The sequence below is a fragment of the Glutamicibacter protophormiae genome (assembly GCF_014647495.1).
Taxonomy (GTDB): domain Bacteria; phylum Actinomycetota; class Actinomycetes; order Actinomycetales; family Micrococcaceae; genus Glutamicibacter; species Glutamicibacter protophormiae.
Map to the genome: position 1 here is coordinate 349,535 of NZ_BMPH01000001.1, position 16,808 is coordinate 366,342.

Genomic DNA, 16,808 nt, shown 5'->3' on the forward strand with positions numbered 1-16,808 from the left:
GCCATGGCCGATCCCGCCAGCTATCGCCCGAAAACCTCGGACATCCCCACCCGGCCCGGCGTCTACCGCTTCCGCGACGAGCACGGCCGGGTCGTCTACGTGGGCAAGGCCAAGGTGCTGCGCAGCCGGCTGCTGTCCTATTTCGCCAAGCCCGAGCGGCTCACCCCCAAGACCCGCGCGATGGTGTTCACCGCCGCGAGCGTCGAATGGACGGTGGTCGGGTCGGAGCTCGAAGCCCTGCAGCTGGAGTACACCTGGATCAAGGAGTACAACCCGCGCTTCAACATCGTCTTCCGCGACGACAAGACCTACCCCTACCTGGCCGTGACCATGGACGAGAAGTACCCGCGCGCCCTGGTCATGCGCGGAGACAAGCGCAAGGGCGTGAAGTACTTCGGCCCGTTCTACCCGGCCAAGGCCATCCGTGAAACCCTTGACACGCTGCTGCGCGTGTTCCCGGTGCGCAGCTGCGCCCCCGGGGTGTTCAAGCGTGCGCAGGCCTCGGGCCGGCCCTGCCTGCTGGGCTACATCGACAAGTGCGCGGCCCCCTGCGTGGGGCGGATCAGCGAGGAGGACCACCGGGCGCTGGCCGAGGACCTGTGCACCTTCATGGGCGGGGAAGCCACCCGCTTCACCAAGGCGCTGACCGTGAAGATGCAGGAGGCGGTCGCCCAGCTCGAATACGAGCAGGCCGCCCGCTACCGCGACGACATCGCGGCGCTGAACAAGGTCTTCGAACGCAACGCCGTGGTGCTGGCGGACAACACCGACGCGGACATCTTCGGCATCCACGGCGACGAGCTGGAAGCCGCGGTGCAGGTGTTCCACGTGCGCGACGGACGCATCCGCTCCCAGCGCGGCTGGGTCGTGGAGAAGGTCGCCGACACCACCGAGGGCGAATTCGTCGAGCAGCTGCTCACCCAGGTCTACGCCGACCACGCCGACCGCATCCCGCGCGAGATCCTGGTCCCGCACCTGCCCGAGGACGCCGAGGAGGTCTCCACCTGGCTTTCGGAGCTGCGCGGTTCCCGGGTCTCGCTGCGCGTGGCCCAGCGCGGGGACAAGGCCGCGCTGGCCGGCACCGTGGTGGAAAACGCCGAGCAGGCGCTGCGCCTGCACAAGTCCAAGCGCGCAGGGGACATCACCACTCGTTCGCTGGCCATGCAGGAGCTGCAGGACGCGCTGGGTGCCGAGCAGGCGCTGCTGCGCATCGAGTGCTACGACGCCTCGCACACCCAGGGCACCAACGTGGTCGCCTCGATGGTGGTCTTCGAGGACGGCCTGCCCAAGAAGAGCGAATACCGCAAGTTCTCCATCACCGGGGAGGCCGCGCGCGACGATACCGCCAGCATGTACGACGTGATCCACCGCCGCTTCAGCCGCTACCTGAAGGAGAAGGTGGACCCGCTGGTGCTTGCCGGCGGCGAGGTCGAACCCGGCGCCGCCGAGGTGAAGAAGTTCGCCTACCCGCCCTCGCTGGTGATCGTCGACGGCGGCCCGCCGCAGGTCGCCGCCGCCCAGAAGGCCCTGGACGACCTGGGCATCGACGACATCCCCGTGGTGGGACTGGCCAAGCGCCTGGAGGAGCTGTGGCTCCCGGACGACCCGTTCCCGCTGATCCTGCCGCGCGCCTCCGCCGCACTGTACCTGGTGCAGCGGCTGCGCGACGAGGCGCACCGCTTCGCGATCACCTTCCACCGGGCCAAGCGCGGCAAGTCGATGCTCGAATCCGAGCTGGACGCCATACCGGGGCTGGGCAAGGCCAAGCAGGATGCGCTGCGCAAGCACTTCGGGTCCATGAAGAAGATCCGCGCCGCCAGCGTGGAAGAGCTGCTCGAAGTGCCGGGCGTCGGCCCGAAGCTGGCGCAGACCATCAGGGATTCGCTTCAAGGCACGTCACCGGGCGCGGTAAACATGACTACCGGAGAAATTCTGGACTAGCCTTGAAGCATGAGCGCTGAGTATGAATCCGTAAAGCCCCCGGAGTCCGAGCTGGTGATCGTGACCGGCATGTCGGGCGCCGGTCGCACGACCGTCGCCCATGCCCTGGAAGACCAGGACTGGTATGTGGTGGAGAACCTGCCGCCTGCCATGCTGGGGCCGTTGACCGAGCTGATGAGCCGTTCCCAGGGCTCCATCCCGAAGATGGCCGTGGTGATGGACGTGCGCTCCAAGGACATGTTCCCGGAGATCCGCGACGCGCTGGCCAACCTGACCTCCAGCGGCGTGAAATACCGCCTGGTGTACCTCGATGCCAGCGACGAGGTGCTGGTGCGCCGCTTCGAGCAGGGCCGGCGCCCGCATCCGCTGCAGGGCGACGGGCGCATCGTCGACGGCATCCAGCGCGAACGCGAAATCACCCGCGAGCTGCGCGAAGCCGCGGAGATCATCCTGGACTCCTCGACCATGTCGGTGCACGACCTGGCCCGCTCGGTCAACGAGCTGTTCAGCGAGTCCGGCCCGATCATCCTGCGCATCAACGTGATGAGCTTCGGCTTCAAGTACGGCCTGCCCACCGACGCCAACTACGTGGCGGACGTGCGCTTCATCCCAAACCCGCACTGGGTGCCGGAGCTGCGCCCGCAAACCGGCCGCGACAAGGAAGTCTCCGACTACGTGCTGTCGCAGACCGGAACGGCGGAGTTCATCGAGAACTACCTCAAGGCGCTGGAACCCGTGTTCGAGGGCTACCGCCGCGAGAACAAGCACTACGCGACGATCGCCGTGGGCTGCACCGGCGGCAAGCACCGCTCGGTGGCCACCAGCATCGAGCTGGGCCGCCGGCTGGCCCAGCTGCCCAACGTCCGCGTCAACGTCAGCCACCGAGACCTGGGACGCGAGTAGGGGTTATGGCATTCGCTACCGGCCCCATACCGATCCAGGGCCTGAACCGCAGCGACGACTACCGCAACCCGTCGGTGGTCGCCCTGGGCGGCGGCCACGGGCTCTCCGCGTCGTTGTCCGCGCTGCGCCGGCTGTCCACCGACCTGACCGCGGTGGTCACCGTCGCGGACGACGGTGGCAGCTCCGGACGCCTGCGCAACTCCTTCGACGTGCTGCCTCCGGGGGACCTGCGCATGGCGCTGGCCGCCCTGTGCGATGACAATGACTGGGGACGCACCTGGCGCGATGTCATGCAGCACCGCTTCGAGTCGCTGGAGAACGCGGAGGAGCCGCTCAACGGCCACGCCGTGGGCAACCTGCTGATCCTGGCGCTCTGGGAGCTGCTGGAGAGCCCGGTGGCCGGACTGCGCTGGGCCGGCGCGCTGCTCGGCGCCCGCGGCCAGGTGCTGCCCATGAGCACGGTTCCGCTGTCCATCCACGGGGAGGTGCTGGAAGCCGACCCGGCCACCGATACGCTGGTGCGCCGCCGCATCGAAGGCCAGGCGAAGATCGCCAAGGCGGGGCATGGGGGATTGGTCACCAACGTGAGCCTTGATCCGCCCGACGCGCCGGCCTGCGCCGAAGCCCTGGAGGCCATCGAGCTGGCCGACTGGGTGGTCCTGGGCCCCGGCTCCTGGTACACCTCGGTGCTGCCGCACCTGCTGCTTCCCGACATGCGCCAAGCCATTGCCAGCACCACGGCCAAGCGGCTGCTGACCATGAATCTGGATCTGGAAACCGCAGAAACTTCCGGCCTGGACGCCGCGGCGCATCTGGAAGTGCTCAGCCGCTACGCGCCCGAGGTGAAATTCGACGCCATTCTGGCCGACGAGTCGCTGGTGAACAACAAGGAACGATTTGAGCTGGCAGCGCAAAAACTCGGTGCCCGGACCTTTTTTAGTAGAGTAGGGGTATCTGACGGTCGTGCGGTGCACGACCCGTTGCGTCTAGCGGCGGCCTATCACGAGGTGTTTACCGCAATCGGGTCCTAGAAAGGATCCATGTAAGGGAGTTTGATTCATGGCATTGACGGCTTCCGTCAAAGACGAGCTGTCGCGGGTGGAAATTCGCAAGCCTTCGGTCCGCAAGGCCGAAGTCTCTACCATGCTGCGCTTCAGCGGAGGATTGCATATCGTCTCCGGGCGAATTGTCATCGAAGCTGAAGTGGACCTGGCTGCGACCGCCCGCCGCTTGAAGATTGCCATTGGCGAGCTGTACGGCCACGATGCCGAGATCGTCATGGTGTCGGGATCGGGGATCCGCAAGGGCAGCCGGTACATCGTTCGCGTCTCCAAGGACGGCGAGGTTCTGGCCCGCCAGACCGGCTTGCTCGACCAGCGCGGCCGCCCGGTGCGCGGGCTGCCGTCGGTGATCGTCAACGGTTCGACCGCCGACGCCGAGGCCGTCTGGCGCGGGGCGTTCCTGTCCCACGGTTCGCTGACCGAACCAGGACGCAGCTCCGCTTTGGAAATCACCTGCCCCGGCCCCGAAGCAGCGCTGGCCCTGGTGGGCGCGGCCCGCCGCCTGGGACTGACCGTCAAGGCCCGCGAGGTGCGCGGCGTGGACCGCGTGGTGATCCGCGACGGCGACGCCATTGCGCAGCTGCTGACCCGCATGGGCGCTCACGACGCGCTGATGGTCTGGGAAGAGCGCCGGATGCGCAAGGAAGTGCGCGCCACGGCCAACCGCCTGGCGAACTTCGACGACGCCAACCTGCGCCGCAGCGCGCAGGCCGCGGTGGCCGCCGGTGCGCGCGTTGAGCGCGCCATCGAGATTCTGGGTGACGAGGTGCCCGAGCACCTGCGTTACGCCGGACTGCTTCGCCTGGAGCACAAGCAGGCGTCGCTGGATGAGCTCGGCCGCATGGCTGAACCACCCATGACCAAGGACGCGATTGCCGGCCGGATCCGCCGCCTCTTGGCGATGGCCGATAAAAAAGCCAGTGATCTGGGAATACCCGGCACCGAGTCCAGCGTTCCAGTAGACGAACTGGAACAGTAAAGTGTCCCCGCGGTAATCCTTTCCGCGGAGATTCATCCAATTGAACAGATTGAGGAGAATCATGGCTGTCTATTCGCTGCCAGAACTGCAGTACGACTACGCTGCCCTTGAGCCGAACATCTCGGCTCGCATCATGGAGCTGCACCACTCGAAGCACCACGCAACCTACGTTGCCGGTGCCAACTCGGCACTGGAGCAGCTGGCTGAGGCTCGCGAAAAGGGCGAGTTCGGCAACATCCCGAAGCTCTCCAAGGATCTGGCCTTCCACCTCGGCGGCCACACCAACCACTCGATCTTCTGGAACAACCTGTCCCCAGAAGGCGGCGACAAGCCTGAGGGCGAGCTGGCTGCGGCGATCGACGACTTCTTCGGCTCCTTCGATGCATTCCGCGGTCACTTCACCGCATCGGCCATGAGCCTGCAGGGCTCCGGCTGGGCAGTCCTGGCATACGATGCAATCGGCGGCCAGCTGGTCATCGAGCAGCTCTACGATCAGCAGGGCAACGTCCCAGTGGCAACCATCCCGCTGCTGATGCTGGACATGTGGGAGCACGCCTTCTACCTGGACTACGTCAACGTCAAGGCCGACTACGTCAAGGCCTTCTGGAACATCGTGAACTGGGCCGACGTCCAGGCTCGCTTCGAGGCTGCCCGCAACGGCGCCGCTGCGCTGATCGTTCCAGGCAAGTAAACTGACTTATTCGGTAAGTTAGCTCACATTCTTCGCTGAAATAGCGTAGGATGTTCAAGTGTGTGGTGGATCCCGGCAGCAGCCGGGATCCGCATGCACGGCACAACGGAGTGTCCTCTTTAAAGTAGGCCACTTCCGTAAGATTGCGGTCGTGGCATCATTTTCCCATTTAGAGGAGATAGTCACGTGACAACCCGTGTTGGAATCAATGGTTTCGGTCGTATCGGACGCAACTTCCTGCGTGCAGTCCTGGCCCACGAGGCGGACATCGATATCGTCGCCGTCAACGACCTTGGTTCAATCGATTCGCTTGCTCACCTGGTGAAGTTCGATTCCGTGCTCGGCCCGCTGGGCGAGCCGGTATCCGTCTACGGCGACGAGATCATCGTCGGAGAACGCCGCATCAAGGTCCTGTCCGAACGCAAGCCGGGCAACCTGCCCTGGCGCGAGCTGGAAGTGGACGTCGTCATCGAGTCCACCGGCCTGTTCACCAAGGCCGACGAAGCACGCCACCACATCGAAGCCGGCGCCAAGAAGGTCATCATTTCGGCCCCCGCCAAGCATGAAGACATCACCATCGTGATGGGCGTCAACCATGACAAGTACGATCCGTCCAGCCACGCCATCATCTCGAACGCTTCGTGCACCACCAACTGCCTGGCCCCGGTGGCCAAGGTGCTCAACGATGAATTCGGCATTGTCGACGGCCTGATGACCACCATCCACGCCTACACCGCCGACCAGCGGCTGCAGGACGCACCGCACCGCGACCCGCGCCGTGCCCGCGCCGCAGCGCTGAACATGATCCCTACCTCCACCGGTGCCGCCAAGGCCATCGGCGTCGTGCTTCCGGAGCTGAAGGGCAAGCTCAACGGCTACGCCATGCGTGTCCCGGTCCCGACCGGCTCGGCCACCGACCTGACCGTCAACCTGGCACGCACCGCCACCGTGGAAGAGGTCAACGCGGCCTTCGAGAAGGCCGCCAGCGAGGGCAAGCTGTCCAAGTACCTCGAGTACTCGACCGATCCGCTGGTGTCCACCGACATTGTGACGAACCCGCATTCGGCGATTTTCGACTCCGGGCTGACCACCGTGATCGGCAACAGCGTCAAGGTTGTGGCATGGTACGACAACGAGTGGGGATACACCTCACGCCTCGTCGACCTTGTCGAATTCGTGGGTTCAAGCCTCTAGTCGATAACCTAGAGACATGACTTCACACACTCTCGACGATTTGCTCGCTGACAACGGTGTCCGCGGACGCTACGTACTGGTCCGCAGCGACCTGAACGTACCGCTCGACGGAGCCACCGTGACCGATGACGGCCGTGTACGCGCTTCGCTGCCGGTCATTTCCAAGCTGGCCGATGCCGGCGCCAAGGTCATCGTGATGGCCCACCTGGGCCGTCCGAAGGGCCAGTTCGACCCGAAGTACTCCATCGCCCCGGCAGCCAACCGCCTGGACGAACTGGCCGACTTCGACGTCACCGTGGCATCCGACGTCGTGGGCCCCTCGGCCCGCGAAGCGGCCGCCGGCCTGGCCGAAGGTTCGGTCCTGGTCCTGGAAAACGTCCGCTTCGACGCCCGCGAGACCTCCAAGGTCGACGCGGAGCGTGTCGAGCTGTCCAAGGAACTGGCCTCGCTGACCGGCGAAAACGGAGCCTACGTCAACGACGCCTTCGGTGCAGTGCACCGCAAGCACGCTTCGGTGTACGACATCGCCGCGCTGCTGCCGAGCTACCAGGGTGACCTGGTCGCCACCGAGGTCCAGGTCCTCAAGACCCTGACCGAAGCACCCAAGCGCCCCTACGTGGTCGTGCTGGGCGGTTCGAAGGTCTCGGACAAGCTGGCGGTCATCGACAACCTGATCGGCAAGGCCGACCAGCTGCTCATCGGCGGCGGCATGGCGTTCACCTTCCTCAAGGCCCAGGGCCACAACATCGGCGGCTCGCTGCTTGAGGAAGACCAGATCGCCGTGTGCCAGGAGTACCTGCAGCGCGCCGAGAAGCTCGTCTGCGACATCATCCTCCCCGTAGACGTCGTGGTAGCCGACAAGTTCGGCGCCGACGCGGCCTACGAGGTGCTGGATGCGGACAAGATCGAGGAAGCAAGCTTCGGCTCCAACGGCCTGGGCCTGGACATCGGTCCGAAGTCCGCGGAGAAGTTCGCCAGCTACATCACCGGCGCCAATACCGTGTTCTGGAACGGCCCGATGGGTGTCTTCGAGATCCCTGCCTTCGCCGAGGGTACCCGTACCGTCGCGCAGGCACTGGCCGGTTCGGAGGCGTTCAGCGTGGTAGGCGGCGGCGACTCGGCCGCGGCCGTGCGCGCGCTGGGCTTCTCCGAGGACGACTTCGGACACATCTCCACCGGCGGCGGCGCCTCCCTGGAGTACCTTGAAGGCAAGACCCTCCCGGGTGTTGCCGCACTGGAAGGCTAATTTATGACCATTTCGCAAAACGGCGCCTTTGTGCGCCAGCCGCTGATCGCCGGCAACTGGAAGATGAACATGGACCACGTCCAGGGCATCACCCTGGTGCAGAAGCTGGCGTGGACGCTGAAGGACCACCAGCACGATTACGATCGCGCCGAGGTGGCGGTTTTCCCGCCCTTCACTGACATCCGCGGCGTGCAGACCCTGACCCTGGGTGACAAGCTGGACGTCGTGTACGGCGCCCAGGACCTGTCCGCCCAGGATTCGGGGGCCTATACCGGTGAGATCTCCGGCCAGTTCCTGAAGAAGCTCGGCTGCAGCTATGTGCTGGTGGGCCACTCCGAGCGCCGCGAATACCACAACGAAACCAACGAGGTCATCGCCTCGAAGCTTGCGGCGGCCTACCGCCATGAGCTGACCCCGGTGTTGTGCGTGGGAGAGGGCTTGGAAGTCCGCAAGGCTGGCGAGCAGGTGGCCTTCACGCTGACGCAGCTGAATGAGTCCCTGGCGGGAGTGAGCGCTGAACAGGCCGAAAACCTGGTCATTGCCTACGAACCGGTCTGGGCCATCGGCACCGGCGAGGTCGCGGGACCGGCCGACGCGCAGGAACTGTGCGCAGCGATCCGCGGGGCACTGGCCGAGCGCTTCGGCGAGGACATCGCCGAGAAGACCCGGTTGCTCTACGGCGGCAGCGTCAAGGCCTCGAATGCGGCGGCAATCATGCGTGAACGCGATGTCGACGGCGTGTTGGTTGGCGGAGCCAGCCTCGACGCCGAAGAATTTGCTAATATTGTACGGTTCGAGCATCATCTCGTTACCGACTGAATCTAACTAAGGAACCGTCGTCTTGGATATTATCAAGATCATTTTGCAGGTACTGCTGGGCATTACCAGTGTCTTGCTTACCCTCCTGATTCTCCTGCACAAGGGGAAGGGTGGCGGTATGTCCGACATGTTCGGCGGCGGCATGACCAGCTCGATGGGGTCTTCGGGGGTCGCTGAGCGAAACCTGAACCGCATCACCATCGTCCTTGGCCTGATCTGGGGTGCAGTCATTATCGGCTTGGCCCTGGTGATGAGATTCAATATCGAGGCCTAGGACTCCTAGCGCCAGACGTGCAAACGGTGGGCATCATCCGCAGACTTGTGGAAGGTGCCCATCGGCCTTTAACACCACCAACCTCGGGGGACATCATGTACTGCACACCAAACTGCGAGGCAACGCAGGCAGGTTCGCGGAGTTTCGGTTGGATGGCCTGCACCGGCACCGCCGCGCTGACGCTCGGCATCGCGTTCGCCATGCTGTTCGTCGACGGCGGGACACCGGCCTCCGGCACCGCGTACGCCGCGGCGGACCGGTCGCAGGCCCAGGCGCTGGGCCAGCTGCTGGCAAATTCGGCTTCCGCCCTGCTGGTTTTCGGCGGAATGGCGATGATCCTGGGCGCCTGGATTCTCGGGCGCAGGAGCCCGCGCGAGTCCTAGGGAGCCCCATGGAGCTAGTCAGCGTGCTCCCGTTCATGTTCGGGCTGCTCATCATGGCGTCGGCTGCGGCGGTGCTTGCACCGGCGATGGCCGACGGACGGCTGCCCCGAAACGGGGCGATTGGCCTGAGGACGCGGCAAACGATGAGCAGCGATGTCGCCTGGTACCGCGGCCACGTGGCCGCCGCGCCCTGGCTGAAGGCCGCCGGCAGGATCGGCTGGGTCGTGTTGCCGGCGGCGGCAGCCCTGTGCATGTTTCAACTGGCCGGGTGGGCCTTTGCCCTCACCGCGGTCGGCTATGCGGCCTTCATCTGCCTGATCCTGGTCTCGACACGCAGGGCCAACGCCGCCAGCCGTGTAGCCGGCGGCCCGGCCCGCTAGCTGGCCGGCTCGCCAGCCAGTTGTGCAGCCAGCTCTGCGACCCGCTGTGCGGTGCCCCAGGACAGCGTGACGCCGGCACCGCCGTGCCCATAGGCGGCGATCACCGGCAGCGGGTGGCCCGTGACGTGCTCCAGCCGGATGGTCTCGCGCGCCGGGCGCAGGCCCACCTTGTGCTCCAGGACCTCCAGTCCTTCCAGCTCCGGCACCAGCGTGGCAGCGCGTTCCAGGATGTCGATGGAGGTCTGCGGTTCGACTTCGCGGTTCCAGTCGTTCGCGGTGTCGGTGCCTCCCACGATGATGTCCTCGCGGCGGGGGATGATGTAGCTGACGCCATCCGGGTAGTTGTCGTCGCACAGCCACTGCGTCAGGTTCTTCGTGTTGGCCAGGCGCACCACCTGCCCGCGGATCGGGTAGACGGTATCGTCGTCGCCCAGCAGCTCGCCGCCGCGCAGGCCCGCTGCCAGCACCACCAGATCCGCGCCGCCCTTAAGCTGCGCCAGATCCGTGACCGTGCCCTTGGCGAAGTCCGCGCCCAGCTCCTCGACCCGGCCGCGCAGCCAGCCCAGGTAGGTGCTCATGGTAATGATCGGCACCGTCGCCCACACGCCCGCGTGGGCGCCGTTCGGCAGATCCTCCCGGGAGGCTTCCTCGGTGCCGGCGACGATGCGGGTCCAGCTGCGGTCCGCGCCCGGCAGGTGGTCCACATTCAAGCCGCGGCGCAGGTCGATGCCGGTCTCGGGGTGCTCGGACAGCTGCTCGAAGCGGGCCAGCGAATCCGCCAGCAGCTTGTCGGCGGCCGGGGAGTTCTCCGAATGGTAGGGGAACCAGATGGCGGCCGCGACCGAGGAGACGCACTCGGCGAGCTCCTGGTCGTAGGCGACGGTGACCTGGTGCCCGGCGGCGGCCAGCTCGTGGGCCGCGGACAGGCCGATGACGCCGGAACCGATCACGGTGATTCTCAACGGTGCTGTGGGCATGGGGGAGTCCTTTCGGGAAAAACAAAGGCCGATGCCTCCAACATCTGGTGTTGGCGGCATCGGCGGGCAGTGCAGCTCAGAGCAGCGTGGCGGCGGCGCGGTCCACGAGCCAGCGGGTGGCCTGCGTTCCCTGCACCGCGCTGGCGGGCACGGAGGCCTCATTGACCTCGTGCTGCGCGGCGGCCAGGGCCGGGGCCTTTTCCGCCCCGGCGACCAGCAGCCAGACCTCGCGGGCCGAGTTGATGGTGCCCATGGTCAGCGACACGCGGTGCGGCGGCGGCTTGGGGGAGTCGTGGATCGCGATGGCCCCCAGTTCATCGGACCGGGTGTGGTTCGGGAACAGGGAGGCAACATGCGAATCCGGGCCCATGCCCAGCATCAGCACGTCGAACGCCGGGTTGGCGGCGCCTTCAGGAGCCTCGTCGGCCAGCAGCCGCGTGTAGGCCGCCGCGGCGTCCTCGGCGCAGTCGAACTGGTCGGTGGAGCCCATGGCGTGCACGGTCTCGCGGTCCAGCCCCAGCGCGTCGAGGGCCGTCAAGAGGACCTCGGCCTGTCCGGCGTTGCGGTCGGCGGAGTCCGCGGCGACGAAGCGCTCGTCGCCCCACCAGAAGTGCACCTTCGACCAGTCCACGCTGGCGCGGGCCGGGTTTTCGGCCACGGCGGCCAGCGCGGCGATGCCCAGCGAGCCGCCGGTCAGCACCACGTGCGCCACGCCGCGGGCGGCCAGCGCGTCGGCGATCGAGGTGATCAGCCGGGCGGCGATGCCGTGCGCGGTCGCCGAAAGGTCCTCATGGATGACGATCTGTCTAGCGATCACTGGAACGGATGCTCCTCAGGTTGGTCAGGGCAAGGCCGCGGGTGATGACCTCGCCGAAGACGTCGTCCGCGTCAAGGCGGCGCATCTCCTCGGCCAGGCATTCGGCCACCGAGCGGCGCGGCAGCGAGATGCGCTGCGGGGCGGAACCCGGCAGGTACAGGTGGGCTACCGGTCCGGAGGGGCGGGACAGCTCCACGTCGCCGGCCTCGCGGGACAGGCGCACCGAGGACAGGCCCGCGGTGGACTTGTCCGCCGCGATGGTCACCGGCACGTCCAGGCACATGGTCAGCCAGGCGGCCAGCAGCGTGGTGGAGGGGGAGTTCTCCGAACCCTTCACCGTGATGCCGGTCAGGCCCTCGGTGCCGACCAGGTCGATGATGCTGGCTAGCTGGGCGCGCCACAGGGTCAGCCGGGTCCAGGCCAGGTCGGTGTCGCCGGCGCGGTAGGTTTCCACGCGGCTGAACAGCGCCGCGGTGGGGTCCTCCATCTCGCCGGAGTCGGTGATGCGGCGGTGCGCGATCTTGCCCAGCGCGGTGGCGGCGGGGTCGACCGGCACGCCGTGCGGCCACCAGGCCACGATCGGCGCGTCGGGCAGCAGCAGCGCGGAGATCAGCGCCTCGTCGGCCACCATGTCCGGGCCGTGCGTGCGCATCACGATGACCTCGGAGGCGCCGGCGTCGCCGCCCACGCGGATCTGCACGTCCAGCCGGTTCTCGCCCTGCGCGGAGCCGCGCACCACCACGATGATGCGGCAGGGGTGCTCGCGGCTGGCCAGGTTGGCGGCCTCGATGGCATTCTCAGCGAAACCCTCGCGGGTGATGACCACCAGGGTCAGCACCCGGGACAGGGCCACCACGCCGTGGGTGCGGCGCGAGGAGAGCAGCTTCTTGGCGACCTTGTTGGTGGTCGTGTTGGGAAGTTCGATCATCATGGGCGTCGCCACGTCCTTCCGTCCTTGGCCATCAGCTCGTCGCTGCTGGCCGGGCCCCAGGATCCCGGGGCGTAGGGGTCGGGCTGCTCGGGCTGCGCGGCCCAGTATTCCTCGAAGGGATCCAGGATGCGCCAGGACTGCTCGACCTCTTCGTGGCGCGGGAACAGCGGCGGCTCGCCCAGCAGCACGTCGAGGATCAACCGCTCGTAGGCCTCCGGGGAGGACTCGGTGAACGCGTTGCCGTAGCCGAAGTCCATGGTGACGTCGCGGATCTCCATCTGGGTGCCGGGCACCTTGGAGGAGAAGCGGATGGTCGCGCCTTCGTCGGGCTGCACCCGGATCACGAACGCGTTCTGCCCGAACTCGTCGTCCTTGTGGTCGGTGAACAGCAGGTTCGGGGCCTTCTTGAACACCACCGCGATCTCGGTGACGCGGCGTCCCAGGCGCTTGCCGGCACGCAGGTAGAACGGCACCCCGTCCCAGCGGCGGGTGTTGATGTTCAGCCGGATCGCCGCGTAGGTCTCGGTTTTAGACTTGGGGTTGAAGCCCTCCTCGTCCAGGAAGCCGACGACCTCTTCGCCGCCCTGCCAGCCGGAGGTGTACTGGCCGCGCGCGGATGCGGCGCCCAGGTCCTGCGGCAGCTTGACCGCGGCGAGCACCTTTTCCTTTTCGCTGCGCAGGTGGTCCGCGTCGAAGCTGATGGGCTCCTCCATGGCGGTCAGCGCCAGCAGCTGCAGCAGGTGGTTCTGGATGACGTCGCGGGCCGCGCCCACCCCGTCGTAGTAGCTCGCGCGGCCGCCGATGCCGATGTCCTCGGCCATGGTGATCTGCACGTGGTCCACGTACTTGTTGTTCCACAGCGGCTCGAACATCTGGTTGCCGAAGCGCAGCGCCAGCAGGTTCTGCACCGTCTCCTTGCCCAGGTAGTGGTCGATGCGGAAGACGGCATCCGGCGGGAAGACCGATTCGACGATCTCGTTCAGCTCGCGCGCGCTGGCCAGGTCGTGGCCGAAGGGCTTCTCGATGACCACGCGTTCCCAGCCCTCGTTGGCGTCATTGGCCAGCTTGTGCTCGGAGAGCTTTTCGCAGACCACGTCGAACCAGCTCGGCGGGATGGAGAGGTAGAAGGCGTGGTTGCGCCCGGTGGAGCGGGTTTCGGCCAGCTCGTCCAGGGTGGCGGAGAGCTGCTCGTAGGCTTCGTCGTCGTCGAAGGCGCCGGAGATGAAGCGCATGCCGGAGGCCAGCTGCGCGAACACCGTCTCGTTGAACGGGGTGCGGGCGCTGGCCAGGATCCATTCGCGGGCCTGGGCCGCGAAGTCCTGCTCGGACCAGTCGCGGCGGCCGAAGCCGACGATGGCGAAGTTCGGGGGCAGCAGGCCGCGGCTGGCCAGGTCGTAGACCGCCGGCATCAGCTTCTTGCGGGCAAGGTCGCCGGTGATTCCGAAGAACACCAGCGCGCCCGGACCGGCGATGCGGTTAAGCCGCCGGTCGCGGGCGTCGCGTAGTGGATTGCTCATTTGCGGTTACTTCGCCGCCTCGAGCAGGGCCGCAATGCCGGCCGCGCGGTCGGTGAGGTTCACGCGCAACACCGGGCGGTGGTGCTTCTCATCGGAGAGCACCCCGGCGTCGCCGCTGGCCTGGGCGGTGATCAGGCCGCCGAAGCTGTAGGGGCGGCCGGGAATTTCCAGGTCCTCGCGGTGGTCGGCGGTGAGCTGCAGGAACACGCCCTGGGCCGGTCCGCCCTTGTGGTACTGGCCGGTGGAGTGCAGGAAGCGCGGCCCCCAGCCGAAGGTCACCGGGCGGCCGGTCTTGGCGGCCAGCGCGTCGCGCAGCCCTTCGAGTTCCGAGTCCCCGATGCGGTCCAGGTAGGCCTGCACCGCCAGGTAGCCGTTGTCCGGCAGCGCGGCGGCCAGCTCGTCCAGCGCTCCGGCCAGGGTGGCGGCGGAGGTGCCGAACAGCTCGACCGGGCCGTCCACCGCATCCGGGGCGGAGGCGGCCGGGGCGTCGAGCAGCGAACGGGCGGCGACCTTGGCGGCCTCCACGTCCGGCTGGTCGAAGGGGCTGATGCCCAGCAGGTAGCCGGCCACGGCGGTGGCGTACTCGAAGATCATGAAGCTGGTGCCCAGCGGGGCGCTGAAATGCACCGCGGTGGCTTCCTCGTCGATCTCCTCGGGCAGCTCGTCGTAGACGTAGAGCGGCAGCACGTCGGCGGCCGGATCACGCAGTTCAGGGGCCCCGGGGTGCGCCACCACCGGCAGCACGCCCTTGGAGTCCTTGCCGGTGGATTCCGCGATGAGCTGTTCGGCCCAGTCCCCGAAGCCCGGCAGGGCGTCGCCCACGCCGGCGATGACCAGCTTGTCGCGCCCGGCGGTGGCCATGGCCGCGCCCAGGTGGAAGGCCAGGTTGTCCTCGTCGTCGGTGGCCAGCACGTCGTGCAGCAGGCCGGCCTCCTCGATCAGCGCCTCGATGTCCGCACCGGCCAGGCCGGTGGGCACCAGGCCGAAGGCGGTCAGCGCGGAGTAGCGTCCGCCCACGTTCGGATCGGCGTTGAAGACCGCGCGCACGCCGTCGGGGTTGTCCATCGGGGAGCCCGGGTCGGTGACCAGCACCAGGCGCGTGGCCGGGTCGATGCCGGCGGCCTGGAAGGCGGCGGTGAAGGCGCGGCGCTGCGAGTCGGTCTCCACGGTGGAGCCGGACTTGGAGGCCACGACCACCACGGTGCGCTCCAGGTCCGTTGCGAGGATTGGGCGCAGCATGGCCGGGTCGGTGGTGTCGCAGATGACCAGGTCGACCTCGTCATGCGCGGCGATGACCTCCGGGGCCAGCGAGGAGCCGCCCATGCCGCACAGCACGATGCGGGTCAGGCCCTCGGCCTGCAGCTGCCCGCGCAATTCCAGGATGGCAGGGACCAGCTGCTGCGCGGCGTCGAAGGGGTTGACCCAGCCCAGGCGGATGGCCGATTCGGCCTCCGCGGCAGGTCCCCAGATGGTGGCATCCTGCGCCGCGATGCGGCTGCCGATGCGGGCCTCGATCAGCTGCGGAAGCAGCTCATCGACCGACTTCAGTGCGTCGCCGGAAGTGACCAGACCCAGTTCCATCTACTTGGCTCCCTTCAGGGCCACCGACATATCCTGGAGCAGTTCGTTCCAGGCGTCCTCGAACTTCTTCACGCCCTCGACCTCCAGCAGGTCAACGACCTCGTTGTAGTCGATGCCCAGGGCCGCGAGCTTGTCCAGCACGCGGTTCGCGGCGTCGTAGTTGCCTGCGATCGCGTTGCCGCGCACCTGCGCTTCGGCCGCGGTGGCGTCCAGGGTCTTCTCCGGCATGGTGTTCACGGTCTGCGGGGCCGCCAGCTCGGTGACGTACAGGGTGGACGGGTAGGCCGGGTCCTTCACGCCGGTGGAGGCCCACAGGGGGCGCTGCACGTTGGCGCCGGCGTTGGCCAGCACCTCGTAGCGGGCCGAGGTGAAGGATTCCTCGAAGACCTGGTAGGCCAGGCGCGCATTGGCCACGCCGGCCTGGCCGCGGACCGCGGCGGCGGCCTCGGTGCCCAGGGCGTCCAGGCGCTTGTCGATCTCGGTGTCCACGCGGGAGACGAAGAAGGAGGCGACGGAATGGATCTTGGACAGGTCCAGCCCCTTGGCGTGGGCCTTCTCCAGTCCGATCAGGTAGGCGTTGATGACCTCGCGGTAGCGTTCCAGCGAGAAGATCAGGGTGACGTTCACGCTGATGCCCTCGGCGATGGTCTCGCTGATGGCTTCCAGGCCTTCCACGGTGGCGGGGATCTTGATCAGCACGTTCTCGCGGTCCACACGCTCGTACAGTGCCTTGGCCTGCGCGATGGTCGGGGCGGTCTCGTGGGCCAGGCGCGGGTCCACCTCGATGGACACGCGGCCGTCGAAGCCGTTGCTGGCCTCGTAGATGCCCTTGAACAGGTCGCAGGCGGAGGCGACGTCGTCGCTGGTGATCTCGGTGATCGCGTCTTCCACGGAGCGGTGGCGCTGCGCGGCGATGGCGTCGCCGTAGACCTCGGCGTTGGACAAGGCGGCGGCGAAGATCGCGGGGTTGGTGGTGACGCCGACGACGTTCTTCTCTTCGATCAGCGCGGCCAGCGATCCGCTGGTGAGCCGTTCGCGGGACAGGTCATCGAGCCAAATGGATACTCCGGCGTCGGTGAGTGCCTGGGTGTTGGGGTTGCTCATGATGTGTTCT

17 protein-coding genes are annotated in these 16,808 nt (G+C 67.2%); 11 read left to right on the forward strand and 6 right to left on the reverse strand.

The features are described 5' to 3' along the window. The first annotated feature begins 3 nt into the window (after nucleotides 1-3). The 11 genes from uvrC to IEY43_RS01665 all read left to right on the forward strand — a co-directional run bounded on the left by uvrC (nucleotide 4) and on the right by IEY43_RS01665 (nucleotide 9,871). Nucleotides 4-1,941 (forward strand): excinuclease ABC subunit UvrC, encoded by a 1,938-nt coding sequence (gene uvrC / locus IEY43_RS01615; protein ID WP_188946824.1) that lies wholly within the window; start codon nucleotides 4-6, stop codon nucleotides 1,939-1,941. Nucleotides 1,942-1,950: 9 nt separating this feature from the next. Next, the gene (rapZ, locus tag IEY43_RS01620; RefSeq protein ID WP_188946825.1) at nucleotides 1,951-2,844 is read left to right on the forward strand and encodes an RNase adapter RapZ; all 894 of its coding nucleotides are present in this window, start codon (nucleotides 1,951-1,953) and stop codon (nucleotides 2,842-2,844) included. A gap of 5 nt (nucleotides 2,845-2,849) precedes the next feature. After that, nucleotides 2,850-3,875, forward strand: coding sequence for a gluconeogenesis factor YvcK family protein (locus IEY43_RS01625; RefSeq protein ID WP_188946826.1), 1,026 nt, complete (start codon nucleotides 2,850-2,852; stop codon nucleotides 3,873-3,875). Between the two features lie 28 nt (nucleotides 3,876-3,903). Continuing rightward, nucleotides 3,904-4,884 carry a DNA-binding protein WhiA gene (gene whiA / locus IEY43_RS01630; protein WP_047119348.1) on the forward strand — a complete coding sequence of 327 codons (981 nt, stop codon included), beginning with the start codon at nucleotides 3,904-3,906 and terminating at the stop codon, nucleotides 4,882-4,884. Nucleotides 4,885-4,945: 61 nt separating this feature from the next. Continuing rightward, complete coding sequence (locus IEY43_RS01635; protein WP_188946827.1) at nucleotides 4,946-5,575, forward strand: superoxide dismutase; 630 nt, start codon at nucleotides 4,946-4,948, stop codon at nucleotides 5,573-5,575. A gap of 186 nt (nucleotides 5,576-5,761) precedes the next feature. Next, nucleotides 5,762-6,769, forward strand: a complete 1,008-nt coding sequence (gap, locus tag IEY43_RS01640; RefSeq protein ID WP_188946828.1) for a type I glyceraldehyde-3-phosphate dehydrogenase — start codon at nucleotides 5,762-5,764, stop codon at nucleotides 6,767-6,769. A gap of 16 nt (nucleotides 6,770-6,785) precedes the next feature. Continuing rightward, on the forward strand, nucleotides 6,786-8,015 hold the full coding sequence (locus IEY43_RS01645) for a phosphoglycerate kinase (protein ID WP_188946829.1): 1,230 nt from the start codon (nucleotides 6,786-6,788) through the stop codon (nucleotides 8,013-8,015). 3 nt (nucleotides 8,016-8,018) lie between these two features. Further along, a complete protein-coding gene (gene tpiA / locus IEY43_RS01650; protein ID WP_188946830.1) occupies nucleotides 8,019-8,834 on the forward strand; it encodes a triose-phosphate isomerase in 816 nt (271 codons plus the stop codon). A gap of 22 nt (nucleotides 8,835-8,856) precedes the next feature. Further along, nucleotides 8,857-9,108, forward strand: coding sequence for a preprotein translocase subunit SecG (gene secG / locus IEY43_RS01655; protein ID WP_188946831.1), 252 nt, complete (start codon nucleotides 8,857-8,859; stop codon nucleotides 9,106-9,108). 95 nt (nucleotides 9,109-9,203) lie between these two features. After that, nucleotides 9,204-9,491: a hypothetical protein gene (locus IEY43_RS01660; RefSeq protein WP_188946832.1), complete on the forward strand. Its 288-nt coding sequence runs from the start codon at nucleotides 9,204-9,206 to the stop codon at nucleotides 9,489-9,491. Between the two features lie 8 nt (nucleotides 9,492-9,499). After that, nucleotides 9,500-9,871 (forward strand): SdpI family protein, encoded by a 372-nt coding sequence (locus tag IEY43_RS01665; RefSeq protein ID WP_188946833.1) that lies wholly within the window; start codon nucleotides 9,500-9,502, stop codon nucleotides 9,869-9,871. Here the strand turns inward: IEY43_RS01665 and IEY43_RS01670 are convergent. From IEY43_RS01670 to tal, 6 genes are all read right to left on the reverse strand, one after another. Continuing rightward, nucleotides 9,868-10,848 carry an FAD-dependent oxidoreductase gene (locus IEY43_RS01670; protein WP_188946834.1) on the reverse strand — a complete coding sequence of 327 codons (981 nt, stop codon included), beginning with the start codon at nucleotides 10,846-10,848 and terminating at the stop codon, nucleotides 9,868-9,870. The two genes, IEY43_RS01665 and IEY43_RS01670, sit on opposite strands and share 4 nt — an antisense overlap. Nucleotides 10,849-10,924: 76 nt before the next feature. Next, on the reverse strand, nucleotides 10,925-11,665 hold the full coding sequence (gene pgl / locus IEY43_RS01675; protein ID WP_188946835.1) for a 6-phosphogluconolactonase: 741 nt from the start codon (nucleotides 11,663-11,665) through the stop codon (nucleotides 10,925-10,927). Next, a complete protein-coding gene (locus IEY43_RS01680; RefSeq protein WP_188946836.1) occupies nucleotides 11,655-12,596 on the reverse strand; it encodes a glucose-6-phosphate dehydrogenase assembly protein OpcA in 942 nt (313 codons plus the stop codon). The genes pgl and IEY43_RS01680 overlap by 11 nt, the downstream gene beginning before the upstream one ends. Next, entirely contained in the window at nucleotides 12,593-14,113 is a 1,521-nt protein-coding gene (gene zwf, locus IEY43_RS01685; protein WP_188946837.1) for a glucose-6-phosphate dehydrogenase, read from the reverse strand. Before zwf ends, IEY43_RS01680 begins: the two co-directional genes overlap by 4 nt. Before the next feature lie 6 nt (nucleotides 14,114-14,119). Further along, complete coding sequence (locus IEY43_RS01690; RefSeq protein ID WP_188946838.1) at nucleotides 14,120-15,694, reverse strand: phosphoglucose isomerase-related protein; 1,575 nt, start codon at nucleotides 15,692-15,694, stop codon at nucleotides 14,120-14,122. Next, nucleotides 15,695-16,798 carry a transaldolase gene (gene tal, locus IEY43_RS01695; protein WP_188946839.1) on the reverse strand — a complete coding sequence of 368 codons (1,104 nt, stop codon included), beginning with the start codon at nucleotides 16,796-16,798 and terminating at the stop codon, nucleotides 15,695-15,697. It lies immediately after the preceding gene. Nucleotides 16,799-16,808 lie beyond the last annotated feature (10 nt).

Coding starts and splice junctions, on each gene's coding strand:
- IEY43_RS01690 (WP_188946838.1), bottom strand. CDS start 15,694: ATGGAACTGGGTCTGGTCACTTCCGGCGACGCACTGAAGTCGGTCGAT.
- IEY43_RS01625 (WP_188946826.1), top strand. CDS start 2,850: ATGGCATTCGCTACCGGCCCCATACCGATCCAGGGCCTGAACCGCAGC.
- uvrC (WP_188946824.1), top strand. CDS start 4: ATGGCCGATCCCGCCAGCTATCGCCCGAAAACCTCGGACATCCCCACC.
- tal (WP_188946839.1), bottom strand. CDS start 16,798: ATGAGCAACCCCAACACCCAGGCACTCACCGACGCCGGAGTATCCATT.
- whiA (WP_047119348.1), top strand. CDS start 3,904: ATGGCATTGACGGCTTCCGTCAAAGACGAGCTGTCGCGGGTGGAAATT.
- IEY43_RS01660 (WP_188946832.1), top strand. CDS start 9,204: ATGTACTGCACACCAAACTGCGAGGCAACGCAGGCAGGTTCGCGGAGT.
- IEY43_RS01635 (WP_188946827.1), top strand. CDS start 4,946: ATGGCTGTCTATTCGCTGCCAGAACTGCAGTACGACTACGCTGCCCTT.
- IEY43_RS01680 (WP_188946836.1), bottom strand. CDS start 12,596: ATGATGATCGAACTTCCCAACACGACCACCAACAAGGTCGCCAAGAAG.
- rapZ (WP_188946825.1), top strand. CDS start 1,951: ATGAGCGCTGAGTATGAATCCGTAAAGCCCCCGGAGTCCGAGCTGGTG.
- tpiA (WP_188946830.1), top strand. CDS start 8,019: ATGACCATTTCGCAAAACGGCGCCTTTGTGCGCCAGCCGCTGATCGCC.
- zwf (WP_188946837.1), bottom strand. CDS start 14,113: ATGAGCAATCCACTACGCGACGCCCGCGACCGGCGGCTTAACCGCATC.
- IEY43_RS01670 (WP_188946834.1), bottom strand. CDS start 10,848: ATGCCCACAGCACCGTTGAGAATCACCGTGATCGGTTCCGGCGTCATC.
- IEY43_RS01665 (WP_188946833.1), top strand. CDS start 9,500: ATGGAGCTAGTCAGCGTGCTCCCGTTCATGTTCGGGCTGCTCATCATG.
- IEY43_RS01645 (WP_188946829.1), top strand. CDS start 6,786: ATGACTTCACACACTCTCGACGATTTGCTCGCTGACAACGGTGTCCGC.